Raw genomic sequence first — 19667 nt, 5'->3', positions numbered from 1 at the left:
TTTTTTACGCATTCGTTGAGGAAGAACACACCATGGCCATCGTTGAAGTGAAAGTGCCGCAGCTGTCCGAGTCGGTCGCGGAAGCCACGCTGCTGCAATGGAAGAAGAAAGTCGGCGATCTGGTCGCCGCGGACGAAATCCTGATCGAGATCGAGACCGACAAGGTCGTGCTCGAGGTGCCGGCCCCGGCGGCGGGCGTGCTGGCCGAAATCGTCGTTGGCGACGGCGGCACGGTGGTGTCCGACCAGGTCATTGCCAAGGTGGACACGGAAGGCAAGGCGGGGGCGGTCGCCGCCGCGGCCCCGGTCCCCGTTGCGGCTGCTCCTGCGACCGCTGCGGCGGCACCGGCGGCACCTGTGGCGAATGCCGCGCCGGCCGCCGCAGGCGCCATGGCCGGTGTCGCAATGCCGGCTGCCGCCAAGCTGATGGCGGATCACGGTCTGGCCCCCGGCTCCGTCGCCGGCACGGGCAAGGACGGCCGCGTCACCAAGGGTGACGTGCTGGCGGCCGTGGCGGCGCCCAAGCCCGCGCCGGCCGCAGCGGCGCCGGCCGCGATCCCGACCGGGGCGCCCGCCAAGGTGCTGCCGCAGGTCAGCGCGCCGGTCGGTCTGCCGGCCGATCTGGCCAACCGGCCGGAGCAGCGCGTGCCGATGACGCGCCTGCGCGCACGCATCGCCGAGCGGCTGCTGCAGTCGCAGGCCACCAACGCCATCCTGACCACGTTCAACGAGGTCAACATGGCCCCGGTGATGGAACTGCGCAAGAAGTACCAGGAGCGTTTCGAGAAGGAGCACGGCGTCAAGCTCGGCTTCATGAGCTTCTTCGTCAAAGCCGCAGTGCATGCGCTCAAGAAGTACCCTATCCTCAACGCCAGCGTCGATGGCAACGACATCGTCTACCACGGCTACTTCGACATCGGCATCGCGGTGGGCTCGCCGCGCGGGCTGGTGGTGCCCATCCTGCGCAACGCCGACCAGATGAGCTTTGCCGACATCGAGAAGAAGATCGCCGACTTCGGCAAGCGCGCGGCCGAGGGCAAGCTCGGCATCGACGAGATGACCGGCGGGACGTTCTCGATCTCCAACGGCGGCGTGTTCGGCTCCATGCTGTCCACCCCCATCATCAACCCGCCGCAGTCGGCCATCCTGGGCGTGCACGCGACCAAGGAGCGCCCCGTCGTGGAAAACGGCCAGATCGTGATCCGCCCGATCAACTACCTGGCCATGTCGTACGACCACCGCATCATCGACGGACGCGAGGCCGTGCTGGGCCTGGTCGCGATGAAGGAGGCGCTGGAAGACCCCGCGCGCCTGCTGTTCAACATCTGACGCGACGGAGTGACCCCCATGGCACAAGCATTTGACGTCGTCGTCATCGGCGCCGGCCCCGGCGGCTACATTGCGGCCATCCGGGCCGCGCAGCTCGGCTTCAAGGTCGCCTGCATCGACGAATGGAAGAACGCCGCGGGCGGCCCCGCCCCGGGCGGCACCTGCACCAACGTCGGCTGCATCCCGTCCAAGGCGCTGCTGCAGTCGTCCGAGCACTTCGAGCACGCCCAGCACCACTTTGCGGACCACGGCATCAGCACGGGTACCGTGAAGATGGACGTCGCCAAGATGATCGCGCGCAAGGACGCCATCGTGAAGCAAAACAACGATGGCATCCTGTACCTGTTCAAGAAGAACAAGGTGACGTTCTTCCACGGCCGCGGCTCGTTCGTCAAGGCCGTGGACGGCGGCTACGAGATCGCCGTGGCGGGCGACACGCCCGCCACGCTGGTGGGCAAGCAGGTGGTGGTGGCTACCGGGTCGAACGCCCGGGCGCTGCCCGGCGTGCCGTTCGACGAGGACAAGGTGCTGTCCAACGACGGCGCGCTGCGCATGGGCGCAGTCCCCAAAAAGCTGGCCATCATCGGCTCCGGCGTGATCGGGCTGGAGATGGGCTCCGTCTGGCGCCGGTTGGGGGCCGAGGTCACCATCCTCGAAGGTATGCCCACCTTCCTGGCCGCCGTGGACGAGCAAATCGCCAAGGAGGCCAAAAAGGCCTTCGACAAACAGGGCCTGAAAATCGAGCTGGGCGTCAAGGTTGGCGAGATCAAGACGGGCAAGAAGGGCGTGAGCATCGCCTACACCACCGCCAAGGGCGAGGCCGCGACGCTGGACGCCGACCGGCTGATCGTCTCCATCGGCCGGGTGCCCAACACCAATGGGCTGAACGCCCAGGCGGTGGGCCTGCAGCTCGACGAGCGCGGCGCCATCGTGGTGGACGACGAATGCCGCACCAACCTGCCCGGTGTGTGGGCGGTGGGTGACGTGGTGCGCGGCCCGATGCTGGCCCACAAGGCCGAGGAAGAGGGCGTCGCCGTGGCCGAGCGCATCGCCGGCCAGCACGGGCATGTTAACTTCAACACCATCCCGTGGGTCATCTACACCAGCCCCGAGATCGCCTGGGTGGGCCAGACCGAGCAGCAGCTCAAGGCCGCCGGGCGCGCCTACAAGGCCGGGACCTTCCCGTTCCTGGCCAACGGTCGCGCGCGGGCGTTGGGGGACACCACCGGGATGGTCAAGTTCCTGGCCGACGCCGCCTCGGACGAGATTCTGGGCGTGCACATCGTGGGGCCGATGGCCTCCGAACTGATCGCCGAGGCGGTGGTGGCGATGGAGTTTCGCGCCAGCGCCGAGGACATCGCCCGCATCTGCCACGCACACCCGTCGCTGTCCGAGGCGACCAAGGAGGCGGCGCTGGCGGTGGACAAGCGCACCCTCAACTTCTGACGGGCGATGCTGGCGCGCGCGAGCGCGCCCGCGCCGGACCCCGCGTGGGGGCCGGTGCGGCGCGCCTACGAAGCAGAACTGGCGGCGCGGGGGTTTTGCAGCGACCCTGCGCAACTGCGCGCGGTCGAGGCGCTGGAGCGGTGCGCGGCGGAGTGGGCGCACTTCAAACAGCGGCGCTCCAACGCGCTCAAAAAGCTCATCAACCGGCTGCCCATCCCGCGCGGCGTGTACATGTACGGCGGGGTCGGGCGCGGCAAGAGCTTTTTGATGGACTGCTTCTACAACGCCGTGCCGCTGCGGCGCAAAACCCGGCTGCACTTCCACGAGTTCATGCGCGAGGTGCACCGCGAACTGGCCGATCTGCAGGGCACGGTCAACCCGCTGGACGCACTGGCCAAGCGCATGGCCGTGCGGTTTCGGCTGATCTGCTTCGACGAATTTCACGTCGCCGACGTCACCGACGCGATGATCCTGCACCGCCTGCTGGAGGCGATGCAAAAGTACGGCATCGGCATGGTGGCGACCAGCAACTTCCACCCCGACGGGCTGTACCCCGACGGGCTGCACCGTGACCGCATCCTGCCGGCCATCGAGCTGCTCAAGCGCACCATGGAAGTGGTCAACGTGGACCACGGCGTCGATTACCGCCGCCGCACGCTGGAGCATGTGCGCCTGTACCTGACGCCCCTGGGCGAGGCGACCGAGCAGGAGATGGAGGCCACCTTCGAACAACTGGCCGAAGCGCAGGACGAAAACCCCGTGCTGCGCATCGAAGGGCGCGAGATCCGCGCCATCCGGCGGGCGGGCGGGGTGGTGTGGTTCGATTTCCGCACCCTGTGTGGCGGGCCGCGCTCGCAAAACGACTATCTGGAGCTGGCCAGCCAGTTCCACACCGTGCTGCTGAGTAATGTCCCGCCGATGCCGCCCAACATGGCATCGGCCGCGCGGCGCTTCACCTGGCTGGTGGATGTGCTGTACGACCGGCGGGTCAAGCTCATCGTCTCGGCCGCCGTGCCGCCGGAGCAGCTCTACACCGAGGGGCCGCTCGCGCACGAGTTTCCGCGCACCGTCTCCCGGCTGCACGAAATGCAGTCGCGCGAGTACCTGTCGTTGCAACGGCGCGACGTCGATACGGCGCTGACGTGACGATGGGGGTACCCGCCCGGGGGCAACGGGGCGCCGCAGCCCTGGAGCCGGGCTAGGATTGCGGCATGCCCTGGCGCCAGTTCCCTCCCCACGAGAAGCAGGATACGGCCTGCCGCCCTGCCGAGCCCGGCTGCCCCGTCGCGGCGTGGGTGGACGCCATGACCGGCTTCGAGCAGCCGGCGTACGTGCTGGCGCTGGATGGCCGCTTCGTCTGGGTCAACGAGGCCTGTGCGGGGCTGTTCGGGCGCCCGGCGGCCGAGCTGCTGCGGCTGCGCTTTCAGGACCTGACGCACCCGGACGACCACGCCGGCGACCGCCAGCGCATCGGCCGCCTGATCGCCGGCGAGGTCCGGTGGTTGCGCGCGGACAAGCGCTTTTTGCGGCCGGACGGCAGCACCGTGTGGGTGCGGCTCAACGTCCATCGCCCGTGGCGCGACCCGGCCGCCGCCACCCCGGAACTGGCCGAGCGGCTGCTGGTGCTGGCGCGCGAAATCGGCCTGGACGACGCCGGCCGCGAGGCGCTGCAGCGCAGCGAGCGCCAGTTGACCCTGGCGCTGGAGGGCAGCCGCGCCGGCTCGTGGGACTGGAACCTGCAGACCGACATCGTCGAATACTCGGCCGGCTTCGCGCAGCTGCTGGGCTACGCCGGGGACGACTTCCACCGCGACTTCCGCTTCCAGGAGCGGCTGCACCCGGCCGACCGCCTCCGCGTGCTGGATGCCGTGCACGATGCGCTGGACGGCCCCCACGCCTTCGACGAGGCTTACCGGCTGCGCCGTTTCGACGGCCGCTGGCGCTGGTTCCGCGGGCGCGGCATGGCCATCCGCGACGCGCAGGGGGTGGCGCGCCACTTCAGCGGCATTCTGTTCGACTGGCACGACCAGCGCCGCCAGCAATTGCAACTGCGCCGCAACGAGCGACGCATGGCGCACCTGGCGCGCCACGACCCGCTGACCGGCCTGCCCAACCGCCTGCTGTGGAACGAGCGGCTGGCCGCCGCGCTGGCGCAGGCGCAGCGCCACGGCGAGCGGCTGGCGCTGCTGATGCTGGACCTGGACCGCTTCAAGGACGTCAACGACACGCTGGGTCACGCCACCGGCGATGCGCTGCTGGCTGCCGTCGGCGCGCGGCTGCGCCAGCGGCTGCGCGAGGGTGACACGCTGGCGCGGCTGGGCGGCGACGAGTTCGTCGTGCTGATGCGCCGGCTGCGCGACCCGGCCGACGCCGCGGCGCTGGCGCGCGACATCCTGGAGGCGCTGGCCAGCCCCTGGGCCAGCCCGCGCGGGCACGAGATCCAGACCGGCGTCAGCGTCGGCATCGCGGTGGCGCCGGAGCACGGCACCGAGGCCGAGACGCTGATGGGTGCGGCCGACGCCGCGCTGTACCGCGCCAAGGAGCTGGGGCGCGGTACCTTCGCCTACTTCACGCAGGAGCTGACGCAGGCCGCCGCGCGGCGCATGGAGCTGGAGGCGCGCCTGCGCCGCGCCGTGCGCGAGCAGAAGCTCGCGCTGCAGGTGCAACCGCAGTTCGCCTTCGGCACGCGCGTGCCGTGCGGCGGCGAGGCGCTGGTGCGCTGGCACGACGACGAGCTGGGCCCCGTCTCGCCCGCCGAGTTCATCCCCGTCGCCGAGGCCTGTGGCCTGATCGACGCCATCGGCCGCTGGGTGCTGGAGCGGTCGCTCGGCATCGTCGCCGCGTGGCGACGCGCCGGCTGGCGGCAGGCGCGCATCGCCGTCAATGTCTCGGCGCGCCAGTTCAGCCAGGGCGATCTGGTGGCGGCCGTGCTGGGTGGGTTGGACGCTCACGGCCTGCCCGGCGACGCGCTGGAGCTGGAGGTGACCGAATCCGTGCTGATCGACCCCGGCGCGGGCGCCGCCGCCGCCCTGGCGCGGCTGCGCGCGGCGGGGGTGTCGATCGCCATCGACGACTTCGGCATCGGCTACTCGTCGCTGGGCTACCTGCACAACCTGCCGGTGGACACGGTCAAGATCGACCGCAGCTTCGTGCAGGGCCTGGGCCAGCCGGGCAGCGCCGGCCGGCTGTGCGCCGCCATCGTCGCGATGGCCCACCACCTGCACCTGGGCGTGGTGGCCGAGGGTGTGGAGACCGCCGCGCAGCACGACGCGCTGCAGGTCATGGGCTGCGACCGTTACCAGGGCTACTGGCAGGGCGGGCGGCCGACCGAGGCGATGGAGGTGCTGGCGTGCTGGCGGGCGTCACGCCCAACTTAGTGCAACGCAGCCAATCCCGCTTCTGGGGCTTTGTCCAACACTTTGAGCAAGGCTTTGGCAGCCCCCGTAGGGGCGCGTTTGCCTTGCTCCCAGAGGCGGATGGTTTCCAGCGGCACGTCAATTCGCTCCGAGAACTCCAATTGGCTCAACCCCAGGCGCTTGCGAACACGGCGCGCAAATTTGGCGGCGTCCTGCATCGCATCGACGTCGTCCGCGGCCGCTTGCCTGGCGATATCTGCCTCTGACGTCGCATCGACACGAACGGGATCGATACGTCCGTAGGCCAGTGTCGCAGGGGCGGTCGGGTCAATCGTCACGCGTACGGTTTTCATAATGCTTGACCTCGCGCTGGTTGGCTTTGCGTGCCGAGATGATGCGAATGACACCGCGTCGGGGTGTGTAGACCACCACGAACAGACGCTGCTCGATCTTGCCCATCAACCGGTAGCGTTCTTCGCCATAGCTGTGCCGGGTGTCGGCCTGGATCAGGCGATGCGGATCGAAAAAAGCTCTGGCCGCGTAGGCGAAATCGAACCCTCGATCAGCGAAGCACGCGTCGCTTTTCGCTGCATCCCATTCGAACTCCATAGCCCGAGTGTAGTTCAGTGAACACTTTTAGGGGCGACCGAAAGGAGGGGCAGCGAACCATCGGTTCCGCAGACCGCCTCGAACGCCCTGCGAGGAGGGCCGTGGCGGCAATCACTGGCGTGGCGGAGAGAGGGGGATTCGAACCCCCGAGGGGCTGTTAACCCCTACACGCTTTCCAGGCGTGCGACTTAAACCACTCATCCATCTCTCCGCGGGAGCCCCACATTGTAGCACCGACACTCAGGCGCTCTTGACCGTGCCGACCATCTTCATGGCCGAGCCGATCAGCGCCGAGACCTCGCTCATCGTGCTCGGGACGATGAGCGTCGTGTCGGCATCGTGCGCGACGCGGGCGTAGGCCTCCACCGCTTTTTCGGCCACCTTCAGTTGCACCGCCTGCTCGCCGCCCGGCTGGCGGATGGCGGCAGCAACGCGCTCGATGGCCTGCGCGGTGGCCTCGGCCACCTCGCGGATGGCGGCGGCCTCGCCCTGCGCCTGGTTGATCGCGGCCTGCTTTTCGCCCTCGCTCTTGGCGATGAAGGCGGCGCGCTCGCCCTCCGCGAGGTTGATCTGCTCCTGCCGCTTGCCCTCGGAGGCGGCGATCAGCGCGCGCTTTTCACGCTCGGCGGTGATCTGCGCCTGCATCGCGCGCAGGATCTCCGCTGGCGGCGTCAGGTCCTTGATCTCGTAGCGCAGCACCTTCACGCCCCAGTTCAGCGCCGCCTCGTCGATGGCGTTGACGACCTGGGCGTTGATCATCTCGCGTTCCTCGAAGGTCTTGTCCAGCTCCAGCCGGCCGATGACGCTCCTCAGCGTCGTCTGCGCCAGCTGCGTGATCGCCAGCACGTAGTTGGAGGAGCCGTAGCTGGCGCGCATCGGGTCGGTGACCTGGAAGTAGAGGATGCCGTCGACCTTGAGCTGGGTGTTGTCCTTGGTGATGCAGATCTGCTCCGGCACATCCAGCGGGATTTCCTTCAGGCTGTGCTGGTAGGCCACCTTCTCGATGAACGGCACGACGAAGTTGAGGCCCGGCGCCAGCGTCCTGTCGTAGCGGCCGAGCCGCTCGACCACCCAGGCGGTCTGCTGCGGCACGACCTTGATCGATTTGACGACGAAGACGAGCGCGACGATGACGACGACGATGGCGATTTCCATGGGGGTGGCTTTCAGTCAAAGGGGAGGGCAGGGCAAGACAAGGTCGGTTCAGGGATGATCCACCGGCTCGATGACGAGCCGGTTGCCCTGCACCGCGCGGATGCGGTGGGGGCCGGGGTGGCGCTCGCCGTGCGGGCCTGAGGCCACCGCCAGCCAGTCGGCGCCACGGTAGCGCACCAGCGCGGTGCCGTCGGGCTGCCACGCGCTCACCTGTACGGTCTGGCCGACGTCGAGCACGACGTCCGGGTTGGCCTCGGGGCTTGCGGCGCGGCGGCGCAGCCGCACCCACGCCCAGCCGCCCACCGTCAGCAGCGCGCACAGCCCCGCGGCCAGCAGTTGGCCGCTGAAGGCCAGCCCCGCGTACACGGCCAGGGCCCCGGCGGCGGCGGCCAGCGCCAGCATCAGCAAAAAGAAGGTGCCGCTGGCGAGTTCGGCGGCCACCAGCAGTCCGGCCAGCACCCACCACAGCGTTGCGTCATCCATCGTTCACCCCTTTGGCCTACACTCGCGGACCATGAAATTCCGCTTCCCGATCGTCATCATCGACGAAGATTACCGCTCCGACAACACGTCGGGTCTGGGCATCCGCGCGCTGGCGCAGGCGATCGAGGCCGAGGGCTTCGAGGTCGTCGGCGTCACCAGCTACGGCGACCTGAGCCAGTTCGCACAGCAGCAAAGCCGCGCCAGCGCCTTCATCCTGTCGATCGACGACGAGGAGGTGACCGGCAACCCCGAGCAGGATCCGGCGGTGCTCAACCTGCGCGCCTTCATTCAGGAGGTGCGGCGCAAGAACGCCGAGGTGCCCATCTACGTCTATGGCGAGACGCGCACCAGCCGCCACCTGCCCAACGACATCCTGCGCGAGCTGCACGGCTTCATCCACATGTTCGAGGACACGCCGGAGTTCGTCGCGCGCCACATCATCCGCGAGGCCAAGGCCTACCTGGAGTACATCCAGCCGCCGTTCTTCAAGGCGCTGCTGGACTACGCCGAGGACGGCTCCTACTCCTGGCACTGCCCGGGACACTCGGGCGGGGTGGCGTTCCTCAAGACCCCGGTCGGGCAAATGTTCCACCAGTTCTTCGGCGAGAACATGCTGCGCGCCGACGTCTGCAACGCGGTGGAGGAGCTGGGCCAGCTACTCGACCATAACGGCGCCATCGGCGAGAGCGAGCGCAACGCCGCGCGCATCTTCAACGCCGACCATTGCTTTTTTGTCACCAACGGCACCAGCACCAGCAACAAGATGGTGTGGCACCACACGGTGGCTCCGGGCGATGTGGTGGTGGTGGACCGCAACTGCCACAAATCCATCCTGCACTCCATCATCATGACGGGGGCGATCCCCGTCTTCCTCAAGCCCACGCGCAACCACTACGGCATCATCGGGCCGATTCAGCAAAGCGAATTCACCCGCGAGGCCATCGAGGCCAAGATCGCTGCCAACCCCCTGCTCAGCGGCGTGGACCCCAAGACGGTGAAGCCGCGCATCCTCACGCTCACGCAGTCCACCTACGACGGCGTGCTCTACAACACCGAAACCATCAAGCAGATGCTGGATGGCTACGTGGACAACCTGCATTTCGACGAGGCGTGGCTGCCGCACGCGGCTTTCCACCCCTTCTACGGCACCTTCCACGCGATGGGCCGCAAGCGCGGTCGGCCCCAGCATTCGGTGGTCTACTCCACCCAGTCCATCCACAAACTGCTGGCGGGCATCAGCCAGGCCAGCCATGTGCTGGTACAGGACTCGCAGACGCAAAAGTTGGACCGCCACCTGTTCAACGAAGCGTATCTGATGCACACCTCCACCAGCCCGCAGTACAGCATCATCGCCAGCTGCGACGTCGCCGCGGCCATGATGGAGCCGCCCGGCGGCACCGCGCTGGTGGAGGAAAGCATCGCCGAGTCGCTGGACTTCCGCCGCGCGATGCGCAAGGTGGACGCCGAGTTTGGCGACAACGATTGGTGGTTCCAGGTCTGGGGCCCGGAGGAGCTGGCCGAGGAGGGCATTGGCCGCGCCAGCGACTGGGTGCTCAAGCGCACCGATGCCGACGGCGTGCAGACGGCCGACGGCGAGGACGCCTGGCACGGCTTCGGCGACATGGCGCCGGGCTTCAACATGCTGGACCCGATCAAGGCCACCATCATCACGCCGGGCCTCAACCTCAAGGGCGACTTCGCCCCCACCGGCATTCCGGCCAGCATCGTCACCAAGTTCCTGGCCGAGCACGGCGTGGTGGTGGAAAAGACCGGGCTGTACTCGTTCTTCATCATGTTCACCATCGGCATCACCAAGGGCCGCTGGAACACGCTGCTGACCGCGCTGCAGCAGTTCAAGGACGACTACGACCGCAACCAGCCGATGTGGCGCGTGATGCCGGAGTTCTGCCGCAAGCAACCGCGCTACGAGCGCATGGGCCTGCGCGATCTGTGCCAGTTCGTGCACGAGATGTATGCCAAGTACGACGTCGCCCGGCTGACCACCGAGATCTACCTGAGCGACCTCACCCCGGCCATGAAGCCGAGCGACGCCTTTGCGCAGATCGCCCACCGCAACACCGAGCGCGTGCCGATCGACGAGCTGGAGGGGCGCATCACCACCGCGCTGATCACGCCCTATCCGCCCGGCATTCCGCTGCTCATCCCCGGCGAGGTGTTCAACCGCAAGATCGTGGACTACCTGAAGTTCTCGCGCGAGTTCAACGAGCGCTGCCCGGGTTTCGAGACGGACATCCACGGCCTGGCCATCGAGGAGACCTTCGACGGCGGCAAACGCTACTACGCCGACTGCGTGCGCGTCACGTCCGCTTGAGGCACGTCAAGGCCCAAGCGCACCCGCTCGGCCAAGGCGCCGCCTTGCGGTACGATGCAGGCGTCGATCTTTCAACCCCCAAGCGCGAATCACCATGTTCCCCGAATACCGCGACCTGATCACCAAGCTCAAGACCAGCGATCACCACTTCACCCGCCTGTTCGACAAGCACAACGAGCTGGATGAGCGCATCCAGCGCATGGAGCAGGGCATCGAGCCCGGCACGCACGAGCAGATCGAGACGCTGAAGAAGGAAAAGCTGCTGCTCAAGGATCAGTTGTACGACATCCTGCGCAAGGCGGCCGCCTGAGCTGCCCAAACGGCCGCCCATGCACGGGCGGCCTCAACCGCTGCTGTCGCCAATCACGCGGCGCGCACCGTTGAAGCGGTCGCGCCAGTAGCGGTCTTCCAGGCGCTCCATGCGCACATGGGCGCCCGAGCGGGGCGAATGGATGAATCGCCCCTGCCCGATGTAAATGCCCACGTGGCTGAAGGGCTCGCCCAGGGTGTTGAAAAACACCAAGTCCCCGGGGGCCAGGGCCTCCGTATCGATGGGCAGCGTGGCCTGTGCCTGTTCCGCCGCGCGCCGCGGCAACAGGATGCCGGCGCTCTCGCGGTAGGTGATCTGCACGAAGCCGCTGCAATCCACCCCCTGGTCGAACCCGGTACCACCGCGCTGGTACGGCACCCCAACATAGGCCATGGCGTACACCAAGGCAGCCGATCGCCGGCCTTGCGCGTCGTCGGTCAGCGCAGGCCATGCGGGCGCGGCCCCATCCCCCAACACCCCCCGCGCGGCGAGGAGATCCATGATAGGATCGCCCGCCTTTGCGGACAGCGGCAGCGCGAGCGCCAGCGCAATCCCCCACGCCCGGCGGCGCATGGTTGGGGGAGTGAGCGGCTGGGCCGTGGCATGTTGCGGCATCACGGCGCACACATTAGGGCAGGACGGCAGCCGACGTCAACGGGGCTGCCTTGTCCCACGGGTGTTTTGGGGATCAAAGAACGCATGTTGTTGGATGCAAACGACTGCCAGCTCGTGCTGGTGGACTATCAGGCCCGGTTGATGCCGGCCATCGCGCGGGGTGACGAGGTGTTGCAGCGCGCCGAGCTGCTGGCCGGTTTGGCGCACCTGCTGGACGTGCCCGTCTGGGGGACGGAGCAGGCCCCTGAGCGGCTGGGCCCCCTGGCGCCGTCGCTGCGCTGCCGGTGCCGGCAGGTGTTTGCCAAAACCGCGTTCGATGCCTGCGACAGCGGCTTACTGGCCGCCCTGCGGGCGCCGGCTCGCCCGGCGGGCAATGCCCGCAGCCTGCCCAAGCACCTGCAAAAGCCCCCCGCGCCGCCTCGGCAGACGATCGTGCTGGCCGGCTGCGAGACCCACGTTTGCCTGCTGCAGACGGCACTGGGTCTGGTGGAACAGGAGCTGGATGTCTGGGTGGTGACGGACGCTTGCGGCTCGCGCCGCGACCGGGATCGCGATGCCGCGCTGGACCGCCTGGCTGCCAACGGGGTGGAACTGGTCACCGCCGAAATGGTGGGCTTCGAGTGGCTGCGCGATGCGCAGCACCCGCGGTTCCGCGAGGCGCTGGCCTTGCTGAAGTGACGGGCCCGAGCGTTTGGACGCCCTTGCCCCGATATGCCAAAACTATCAGTTGCAAAGAATATTTGAATTTTAGGGTAATTGCCGATGCATCGCTGGCGCACCGCCGCCAGAATGCGCCGACAGTGTGTGGTGACCGCCGTGGCGCGGCCCAGTGACGACGAAACCTCGTGCAGGAGTACACAACATGAAGGCTATCCAATCCAACCGACGCGCCGTGCTGAAGGCCGGCGGGGCGCTGGCGACGCTGGTGTCGCTGGGCGTGGTGACGGCCGAGCAGGCGCAGGCGTCGGGCCGCGACGGCTTTGCGGCCAAGACGCTGGCGGACGCGCTCAAGGCGGTGGGGGGCCAGCCCGCGACGAGCGACCAGGTGCAAATCGTCTCGCCGGACATCGCGGAAAACGGCGCGGTGGTGCCGGTGGGTGCGGTGAGCAAGCTGCCCAACACGACCGAGATTTACCTGCTGGTGGAGAAGAACCCGACGCCGCTGTCGGCGATGTTCATGATTCCGGCGGGCACCGAGGCGGACGTGCAGACGCGCCTGAAGATGGGGCAGAGCACCAACGTGCTGGCGGTGGTCAAGGCCGACGGCAAGCTGTACTCGGCCGTCAAGGAAACGAAGGTGACGCTGGGCGGCTGCGGCGGCTGAAGCGGCTGAAGCGGCTGAAGCGGCTGAAGCGGCTGAAGCGGCTGAAGCGGCTGAAGCGGCACAGGGTAACGAACGCGAAGGAGAGACGAAGATGGCAGATCCGATGCGCATCCGGGCCAACGAGGCCGGTGGGGTGACGACGGTGCGGGTGCTCATGAGCCACCCGATGGAGCCGGGCACGCGGCGCGATGCGAGCGGCGCGCTGGTGCCGGCGCACCACATCACGGACGTGGTGGCCACGCACAACGGCAAGGAAGTGCTCAAGGCGCTGTGGAGCGGGGCGGTGTCGCAAAACCCGTTCCTGAGCTTCAAGTTCAAGGGCGCCAACAAGGGCGACAAGATCGTGGTCAAGTGGACCGACAACAAGGGCGTGTCGCGCACCGACGAGGCCGTGATCGCCTGACAGGGGCGGTGGGGGAGCGCATCGGCCTGCGCTCCCCCGTTGACAACGAGGAACCAACATGAAAAAGACGTTCGTCACGTTGGCGGTGCTGTCGTCGTTGGGCAGCGCCGCGGTGGCCCAGGATGCCACCATGAAGGGCATCGAGGAATACCGGGCGATGCTGCAGGACGGCAACCCGGCCGAGCTGTTCGAGGTCAAGGGCGAAGACCTGTGGAAGCAAAAGCGCGGCCCCAAGAACGCCTCGCTGGAGCAGTGCGACCTGGGCAAAGGGCCCGGCGTGGTCAAAGGTGCGTTCGTGGAGCTGCCGCGCTTTTTCAAGGACACCGGCCGCGTCCAGGATCTGGAAAGCCGCCTGCTCACCTGCATGGAGACGCTGCAGGGCATCGACGTGAAGAAAGAGGTGTCCCAGCGCAACTTCGGGCGCGGTGAGACGGCCAATGTCGTCGCCCTGGCCACCTGGATTTCCAGCCAGTCGCGCGATATGCCGTTCAATCTGCCGTTCAACACCCAGGCCGAGCGCGACATGTACGAAGTCGGCAAGCGCCTGTTCTTCCTGCGCGGCGGGCCGCACGACTTTTCGTGCGCGAGCTGCCACGGCGAGGACGGCAAGCGCATCCGCCTGCAGGAGTTGCCCAACCTGACCAAGAACCCCGGCGACGGTGTCGGTTTTGCCGCCTGGCCGGCGTACCGGGTGTCCAACGGTCAGATGTGGAGCATGCAACACCGTTTGAACGACTGCTACCGGCAGCAGCGCTTCCCGGAACCCACGTTTGCCAGCGACGTGACGATCGCGCTGGGGGTGTACATGGGCGTCAACGCCAAGGGCGCCAAGTCCATCGCGCCGGCCATCAAGCGCTGAACCGGAGGATCCGCACATGAAAAAATCCCTGATTGCTCTGGCCGCGCCGGCGGTCATCGTGTTGGCGGGCTGCAGCGCGTCGCCGTCGCCCGCCGAGTACGACAAGATGACGATGGAGATCGTCAAGAAATCGTTCGTCGAGCGCGGCATTGCCACGCTCGATCGCCTGGAGCAGGACGAAGCACGCCGGGCGTGCTGGGAGTCCGAAGTGTCGGGCAAGCCCCTGGACGACAAAACGGCAAAGGCCATCGAAGAAGCCGCTTACAAGAGCGTCAAGTGGCCGAGCGACGGCAAGTTCCTGGGGGATTGGAAGCAGGGTGAGGCCATCGCCCAGAGCGGTCGCGGTCTGACCTGGACGGACGACGCCAAGACCGTCAACGGTGGCAACTGCTACAACTGCCACCAGATCACCAAGGAAGAAATCTCCTTCGGCACGCTGGGCCCGAGCCTGTATAACTACGGCAAGCTGCGCGGGGTGACCAACCCGAACAGCCCGGAGGCCAAGGCCATCGTGGAGTACACCTGGGCCAAGATCTGGAACTCGCGTGCCTTCAACGCCTGCACCAAGATGCCGAGCGCGGGGCACAAGGGCATTCTGGACGAGCAGCAGATCAAGCATGTGATGGCGCTGCTGCTGGATCCGCAATCGCCCGTCAACAAGTGAGTCGCGGCGGGGCCATTCGCCCCGCTCCATTCACCCCAAACGGCAGGGGAGGCCACCAACGCCTCCCCTGTTTGCATCAGACGCCCAGGTAACGCTCCAGCACGTCGGGGCGGGCGGTCAACTCGTCGGACGTACCCTCGAACGCCACCCGGCCCTTGACCAGGATCACGTTGCGGTCGGTGATCTGGGTGACGTGCTTCCAGTTTTTGTCGACGATGATGCTGCTGATGCCGCTGTCGCGGATGACGCGGCAGATGCGCCAGATCTCGCGCGCGATCAGCGGGGCCAGCCCCTCGGTCGCTTCGTCCAGGATCAGCACGTCCGGGTTGGTCATGAGCGCGCGGCCGATGGTCAGCATCTGCTGCTCGCCACCGCTGAGCTGCTGCCCCCCGTGATCGAGGCGCTCGGCCAGGCGGGGAAAGGTCTCCAGCACCCGCTCGTAGGTCCAGTCGCGCCGGCCATCCACTCCGGGCCGGGCCGCCATGATCAGGTTTTCGCGCACGCTCAGGTTGCCAAAGATGCCGCGCCCTTCCGGCACATAGGCCACGCCCAGCCGCGCCACCTCGTACGTCGGCAAGCGCTGTGCCGGCCGCCCCTTGACGCGCACCTCGCCCGCGCTGGGGCGCACCAGCCCGACGAGGGTCTTGAGCAAGGTGGATTTGCCCATGCCGTTGCGCCCCATCAGCCCGATGGTTTCGCCCCGGCGCACGGAAAAATCGATGCCGTGCAGGATGTGACTGGCCCCGTAGTGGGTGTGCAGGCCGTTTGCCTCGATCAGCGTGTCGGTGCTCACGCGTCCTCCCCCAGGTAAGCGGCCTGCACGCCCGCGTCGGCGCGGATGGCGGCGGGCGGCCCGGATGCGATCACTTGCCCGTTGACCATGACCGTGAGTTCGTCGGCCAGGGCGAAGACGGCATCCATGTCGTGCTCGACCAGCATCAGGGCGTGGTCGCGCTTGATGGCCAGCAGCAGCTCGACCATGCGCTCGGCTTCGGCCGTGCCCATACCGGCCAAGGGCTCGTCCAGCAGCAGCACCTGCGGCTCGGTGGCCAGGGTCATGGCGATTTCGAGCTGGCGCTGCTCGCCGTGGCTGATGGTGCCGGCGACGCGGTGGGCGCGGGCGGTCAGCCCAGCCATCTCCAGCGCACGCTCGGCGCGCTGGTTGATGGCGGCGATGCCGTCGGCGCGGGTGAACCACCGTGCCGCATGCGGCGTGCGCGACTGGGCGGCCAGGCGGACGTTCTCCCACACGGTGAAGGGCAGGAAGATGTTGGTTTTTTGGTAGCTGCGACCCAGGCCCATGCGCGCGATGGTCTCGGCCGAGGCGCCGGTGACGTCCCGCCCCGCGAGCACCAGGCGCCCGGCGGTGGGGGGCAGATCGCCCGACAGCAGGTTGGTCAGCGTGGATTTGCCCGCTCCGTTGGGGCCAATAACCGCGTGCAGGTGATCGCGCTTGAGCGTCAGCGACACCCTGTCCACGGCGGCCAGGCCGCCGAAGCGCTTGGTCAGGTCGTGGGCTTCGAGCAGGACGTCAGCCATGCTGCCCTCCCGGCACCGACTCGGCAACGGGGGGCTGCGCGCCGCGCCGTCGCCGCTCCAGCAGGCGCTGGCCCAGCCCGATCAGCCCCCGCGGGGCGACGAACACCACGAGCACGATGAACGCGCCCATCAGCAACTGCCAGTGTTTGGTCAGGTCCTTGAAGACGTGCAACAAATACTCGAAGGCAAAGGCACCGACGATGGCCCCGGCGAAATTGCCCATGCCGCCCAGGATCACCATCATGATGGCGTGTGCGCTCTGGTGGAACCCCATGAGCTCCGGGTTGACGAAGCCGGTCTGGGCCGCCCAAAGATACCCCGCCAGCCCGGCCAGCGCACCGGCCAGCGTGAAGGCGGCCAGCTTGTAGCCAAACGTGCCATAGCCGACGGCGCGCAGGCGATGTTCGTTGACCCGGATGCCCGCCAGCACCCGCCCGAAGGGCGAGAACAGCAAGCGGCGCAAGAAGGCATACACCCCCACCAGGCACGCCAGCGTCAGGTAATAAAACGTGACGGGGTTGTCCAGATCGAGCGGCTGCCCATCCCCGCCCAGCCCTGTGGACGGCTTGAACAGCACGTAGATGCCGTCGGAGCCACCCAGCGCCTTGTTGTCGAAAAACAGGTAGTACAGCATCTGCGCAAAGGCCATCGTCACCATGATGAAGTAGATGCCCTTGGTGCGCACGACGAAAAACCCGATGACCAACGCCGCGAGCGCCGAGACCGCCACGGCCAGCGGCAGGGTCCACCACAGGCTGGGGGCGGCCGACGACGGGGTCACGAAGGCCAGCACATACCCCGCCAGCCCGAAGAACGCCGCGTGCCCCAGGGACACCAGCCCCGTCACCCCCTGCAGCAAATCCAGGCTCATGGCAAAGATGGCCAGGATCATCATCTGGGTGAGCATCTGCACGTAATAGCGCTCGTTTTCCAGCCCCAGCCAGGGGAAGGCGGCCAGCGCCACGGCGCCGAGGCCGAGCACGAGCTGCAGGCTGCGCGGCAGCCGTTCGATGTGGGCAGCGATCGACATGGGTGGGGTTATTGCTTGAACAGGCCCTCGGGCCGATAGAGCAGCACGGCGGCCATCAGCATGTAGATCAGCATGCTGGCGATCTGGGGCACGAGGACTTTGCCGAAGGTATCGACCAGCCCCACCATGAGCGCCGCGACGAAGGCGCCGCGCACCGAGCCGATGCCGCCGATCACCACCACGACGAAACACATGATCAGCACGGGCGCGCCCATGTTGGGATAGACGCTGGAGATGGGCGCGGCGATCATGCCGGCCACCACGGCCAGGGCGACGCCGACCGCGAACACCACGCCGTGCACGAGCCGGATGTTGACGCCCAGCGCCTCGGCCATGTCGCGGTTGAAGGCCCCGGCGCGGATCTTCATGCCCAGCCGCGTGCGCGCGATCAGCGCGTACAGGCCCAGCGCCAGCAACACGCACAGCCCCATCATGAACAGGCGGTACACGGGGTAGGCCAGGGTGTCGGTGAGGGCAATCGAGCCGTCCAGCAGCGGTGGCACCGGCACGGCGTGCACATCGTCGCCCCAGAGCAGCGAGCGCGACTCCTCGAACAGATAGATCAGCCCAAAGGTCAACAACACCTGATCCAGGTGGTCGCGGTGGTAGAAGTGGCGAAACAGCGCCCACTCCAGCAGCCAGCCCAGCGCAAACGCCAGCACCGCCCCCAGCACGATGGCCAGCAGCAGGCTGTCGATGGCCCCCACCAGCCACCATGCCAGGTAAGCCCCCAGCATGTAAAAGCTGCCGTGGGCCAGATTGACCACGCCCATGATGCCGAAGATCAGGGTCAGCCCCGCCGCCAGCATGAACAGCAGCAGGCCGTACTGCACCCCGTTGAGCAACTGAATCAGAAAATTGGCCAGATCCATGGGCGCATCGATCCCCGTTGCTCAGCCCATGCGGCAGCCGGTGCCCGGGTCCTCGACCGCCTTGGCGGCGACGCCGATGACGCGGTTTTCCTTGCCCTTGACTTGGCGCAGGTAGATGTCCTGGATGGGGTTGTGCGCCTTGCTCATGCGCCACTGGCCGCGCGGACTGTCGATGACGGCGCCCTCCATCGCTGCGTACAGGGCCTTTTTGTTGGACAGGTCGCCCCCCACCGCCTTGGCGCCCTGCAGCAGCAGCAAGCCCGTGTCGTAGCCCTGCACGGCGTAGACGTCGGGCTGCAGCTTGAAGGTCTTGGCGTAGTTCAGGCGGAACTGCTTGTTGCGCGGCGTGTCCAGCAAGTCGCTGTAGTGCATGGTGGTGATGACGCCCTCGGCGGCGCCCCCGGCCGCCTCCAGTACGCCCTCGGTCAAAAAGCCCGAGCCGTAGAGCTGGATGCTGCGGTTGAGGCCGGCCGCCGCGTAGTCGCGCAGAAACTTGGCCGCGCCCCCGCCGGCGAAGAAGCAGGCCACCGCGTCGGGCTTGAGCGCGGCAATCTCGGTCAGCAGGGCCTGGAACTCGACGTTGGGGAAGGGCAGGCCGAGCTTCTTGACGATGGTGCCGCCGGCGGCGGTGTAGCTCTGCTCGAAGCCCTCGAAGGCTTCGTCGCCGGCCGCGTAGTTCCAGGTGATCCAGACCGCGCGCTTGTGGCCGCGCTCGACCATGGGCTTGCCCAGGGCGAGTGTGGGCTGCGCGTTGGAGAAGCTGGTGCGGAACACATTGGGCGCGCACTGCTGGCGCGTGGCGACATGCACCCCCGCGTTGGGGATGAGGTTGAGCACGCCGGTCTCGCGCGCCACCTTGTGGATGCCCATCTGCACGCCGGAGTGCACGGTACCGATCAGCACATCGACCTTGTCGCGCTGCACCAGGCGGGTGGCGTTTTCCACCCCCTTGGCGGGGTTGGATTCGTCATCGACCTTGAAGAAGTCGATCTCGCGACCGCCCAGCTTGCCGCCGGCTTCGTCCAAGGCCATGCGCACACCGTTTTCGATGGCGACGCCCAGTTGCGCAAAGGTGCCGGTGTAGGGCAGCATGAAGCCCACGCGCACCCGGGCCGCCTGGGCCCGGACGATTTCGGGCAACAGCAGCCCGGTGGAAGCGGCGCCGATCACGGCGGCGCTGCGGGTCAGGACGACGCGGCGGGTGGTCATGGTGGGGTCTCCTCTGGCTTGAAGCAAAATGCCGACGGCGGACATGCACGATACTTCATGCCGCTGGCGCGGCAAGGCGGACAAACCCTAATTGACCCTCATTGACCCCACAGGCCCGCCGCAGGCCGCCGGG

At 67.5% G+C, this 19667-nt stretch carries 21 protein-coding genes and 1 tRNA gene; 11 read left to right on the top strand and 11 right to left on the bottom strand.

The window, feature by feature from the left end; genetic code table 11:
* The first annotated feature begins 32 nt into the window (after positions 1–32).
* From odhB to Tfont_RS00515, 4 genes are all read left to right on the top strand, one after another.
* Positions 33–1328 carry a 2-oxoglutarate dehydrogenase complex dihydrolipoyllysine-residue succinyltransferase gene (gene odhB / locus Tfont_RS00530; RefSeq protein ID WP_143968050.1) on the top strand — a complete coding sequence of 432 codons (1296 nt, stop codon included), beginning with the start codon at positions 33–35 and terminating at the stop codon, positions 1326–1328.
* Positions 1329–1346: 18 nt separating this feature from the next.
* Positions 1347–2774 carry a dihydrolipoyl dehydrogenase gene (gene lpdA / locus Tfont_RS00525; protein WP_143968049.1) on the top strand — a complete coding sequence of 476 codons (1428 nt, stop codon included), beginning with the start codon at positions 1347–1349 and terminating at the stop codon, positions 2772–2774.
* A 6-nt stretch (positions 2775–2780) separates the two neighbouring features.
* Positions 2781–3920 (top strand): cell division protein ZapE, encoded by a 1140-nt coding sequence (gene zapE / locus Tfont_RS00520; RefSeq protein WP_143968048.1) that lies wholly within the window; start codon positions 2781–2783, stop codon positions 3918–3920.
* A gap of 65 nt (positions 3921–3985) precedes the next feature.
* Positions 3986–6151 (top strand): putative bifunctional diguanylate cyclase/phosphodiesterase, encoded by a 2166-nt coding sequence (locus tag Tfont_RS00515; RefSeq protein WP_143968047.1) that lies wholly within the window; start codon positions 3986–3988, stop codon positions 6149–6151.
* On the opposite strand, the gene Tfont_RS00510 is transcribed toward Tfont_RS00515, so the two are convergent.
* The 5 genes from Tfont_RS00510 to Tfont_RS00490 all read right to left on the bottom strand — a co-directional run bounded on the left by Tfont_RS00510 (position 6148) and on the right by Tfont_RS00490 (position 8377).
* Complete coding sequence (locus Tfont_RS00510) at positions 6148–6483, bottom strand: helix-turn-helix domain-containing protein (RefSeq protein ID WP_143968046.1); 336 nt, start codon at positions 6481–6483, stop codon at positions 6148–6150. The genes Tfont_RS00515 and Tfont_RS00510 overlap by 4 nt on opposite strands.
* Positions 6458–6739, bottom strand: coding sequence for a BrnT family toxin (locus tag Tfont_RS00505; protein WP_143968045.1), 282 nt, complete (start codon positions 6737–6739; stop codon positions 6458–6460). The genes Tfont_RS00510 and Tfont_RS00505 overlap by 26 nt, the downstream gene beginning before the upstream one ends.
* 120 nt (positions 6740–6859) lie before the next feature.
* Positions 6860–6950, bottom strand: a tRNA-Ser gene (locus Tfont_RS00500).
* 29 nt (positions 6951–6979) lie between these two features.
* Positions 6980–7894, bottom strand: a complete 915-nt coding sequence (locus Tfont_RS00495; protein ID WP_143968044.1) for an SPFH domain-containing protein — start codon at positions 7892–7894, stop codon at positions 6980–6982.
* Positions 7895–7942: 48 nt separating this feature from the next.
* On the bottom strand, positions 7943–8377 hold the full coding sequence (locus tag Tfont_RS00490; protein WP_068609652.1) for an NfeD family protein: 435 nt from the start codon (positions 8375–8377) through the stop codon (positions 7943–7945).
* A gap of 31 nt (positions 8378–8408) precedes the next feature.
* On the opposite strand from Tfont_RS00490, the gene Tfont_RS00485 reads away from it, so the two are divergent.
* Positions 8409–10709, top strand: coding sequence for an arginine/lysine/ornithine decarboxylase (locus Tfont_RS00485; protein WP_143968043.1), 2301 nt, complete (start codon positions 8409–8411; stop codon positions 10707–10709).
* Positions 10710–10803: 94 nt separating this feature from the next.
* On the top strand, positions 10804–11019 hold the full coding sequence (locus tag Tfont_RS00480; protein ID WP_143968042.1) for a YdcH family protein: 216 nt from the start codon (positions 10804–10806) through the stop codon (positions 11017–11019).
* A 33-nt stretch (positions 11020–11052) separates the two neighbouring features.
* Here the strand turns inward: Tfont_RS00480 and Tfont_RS00475 are convergent, their stop codons facing one another.
* The gene (locus tag Tfont_RS00475; protein ID WP_143968041.1) at positions 11053–11520 is read right to left on the bottom strand and encodes a C40 family peptidase; all 468 of its coding nucleotides are present in this window, start codon (positions 11518–11520) and stop codon (positions 11053–11055) included.
* A gap of 198 nt (positions 11521–11718) precedes the next feature.
* Here Tfont_RS00475 and Tfont_RS00470 point away from each other — a divergent pair, with 198 nt between their 5' ends.
* The 5 genes from Tfont_RS00470 to soxX all read left to right on the top strand — a co-directional run bounded on the left by Tfont_RS00470 (position 11719) and on the right by soxX (position 14884).
* Positions 11719–12312: an isochorismatase family protein gene (locus Tfont_RS00470; protein ID WP_143968040.1), complete on the top strand. Its 594-nt coding sequence runs from the start codon at positions 11719–11721 to the stop codon at positions 12310–12312.
* Positions 12313–12505: 193 nt separating this feature from the next.
* Entirely contained in the window at positions 12506–12958 is a 453-nt protein-coding gene (soxY, locus tag Tfont_RS00465; protein ID WP_143968144.1) for a thiosulfate oxidation carrier protein SoxY, read from the top strand.
* Between the two features lie 91 nt (positions 12959–13049).
* Positions 13050–13361 (top strand): thiosulfate oxidation carrier complex protein SoxZ, encoded by a 312-nt coding sequence (gene soxZ, locus Tfont_RS00460; RefSeq protein ID WP_143968039.1) that lies wholly within the window; start codon positions 13050–13052, stop codon positions 13359–13361.
* 58 nt (positions 13362–13419) lie between these two features.
* Positions 13420–14220, top strand: coding sequence for a sulfur oxidation c-type cytochrome SoxA (soxA, locus tag Tfont_RS00455; RefSeq protein ID WP_068609640.1), 801 nt, complete (start codon positions 13420–13422; stop codon positions 14218–14220).
* 16 nt (positions 14221–14236) lie between these two features.
* Positions 14237–14884, top strand: coding sequence for a sulfur oxidation c-type cytochrome SoxX (gene soxX, locus Tfont_RS00450; protein ID WP_068609639.1), 648 nt, complete (start codon positions 14237–14239; stop codon positions 14882–14884).
* A gap of 76 nt (positions 14885–14960) precedes the next feature.
* Here soxX and Tfont_RS00445 read toward each other — a convergent pair whose 3' ends face one another.
* The 5 genes from Tfont_RS00445 to Tfont_RS00425 are packed head-to-tail and all read right to left on the bottom strand — an operon-like array spanning position 14961 to position 19534.
* Positions 14961–15677: an ABC transporter ATP-binding protein gene (locus tag Tfont_RS00445; RefSeq protein ID WP_185974439.1), complete on the bottom strand. Its 717-nt coding sequence runs from the start codon at positions 15675–15677 to the stop codon at positions 14961–14963.
* Positions 15674–16423 (bottom strand): ABC transporter ATP-binding protein, encoded by a 750-nt coding sequence (locus tag Tfont_RS00440; protein WP_143968038.1) that lies wholly within the window; start codon positions 16421–16423, stop codon positions 15674–15676. The genes Tfont_RS00445 and Tfont_RS00440 overlap by 4 nt, the downstream gene beginning before the upstream one ends.
* Positions 16416–17453, bottom strand: a complete 1038-nt coding sequence (locus tag Tfont_RS00435; protein ID WP_143968037.1) for a branched-chain amino acid ABC transporter permease — start codon at positions 17451–17453, stop codon at positions 16416–16418. The genes Tfont_RS00440 and Tfont_RS00435 overlap by 8 nt, the downstream gene beginning before the upstream one ends.
* A gap of 8 nt (positions 17454–17461) precedes the next feature.
* A complete protein-coding gene (locus Tfont_RS00430; protein WP_143968036.1) occupies positions 17462–18325 on the bottom strand; it encodes a branched-chain amino acid ABC transporter permease in 864 nt (287 codons plus the stop codon).
* Between the two features lie 21 nt (positions 18326–18346).
* Positions 18347–19534, bottom strand: coding sequence for an ABC transporter substrate-binding protein (locus Tfont_RS00425; protein ID WP_143968035.1), 1188 nt, complete (start codon positions 19532–19534; stop codon positions 18347–18349).
* Between the last annotated feature and the right edge of the window lie 133 nt (positions 19535–19667).

Origin of the sequence: Tepidimonas fonticaldi (assembly GCF_007556755.1) — a bacterium.
Taxonomy (GTDB): Bacteria; Pseudomonadota; Gammaproteobacteria; order Burkholderiales; family Burkholderiaceae_C; genus Tepidimonas; species Tepidimonas fonticaldi.
This window is presented reverse-complemented; position numbering and strand designations above follow the sequence as displayed.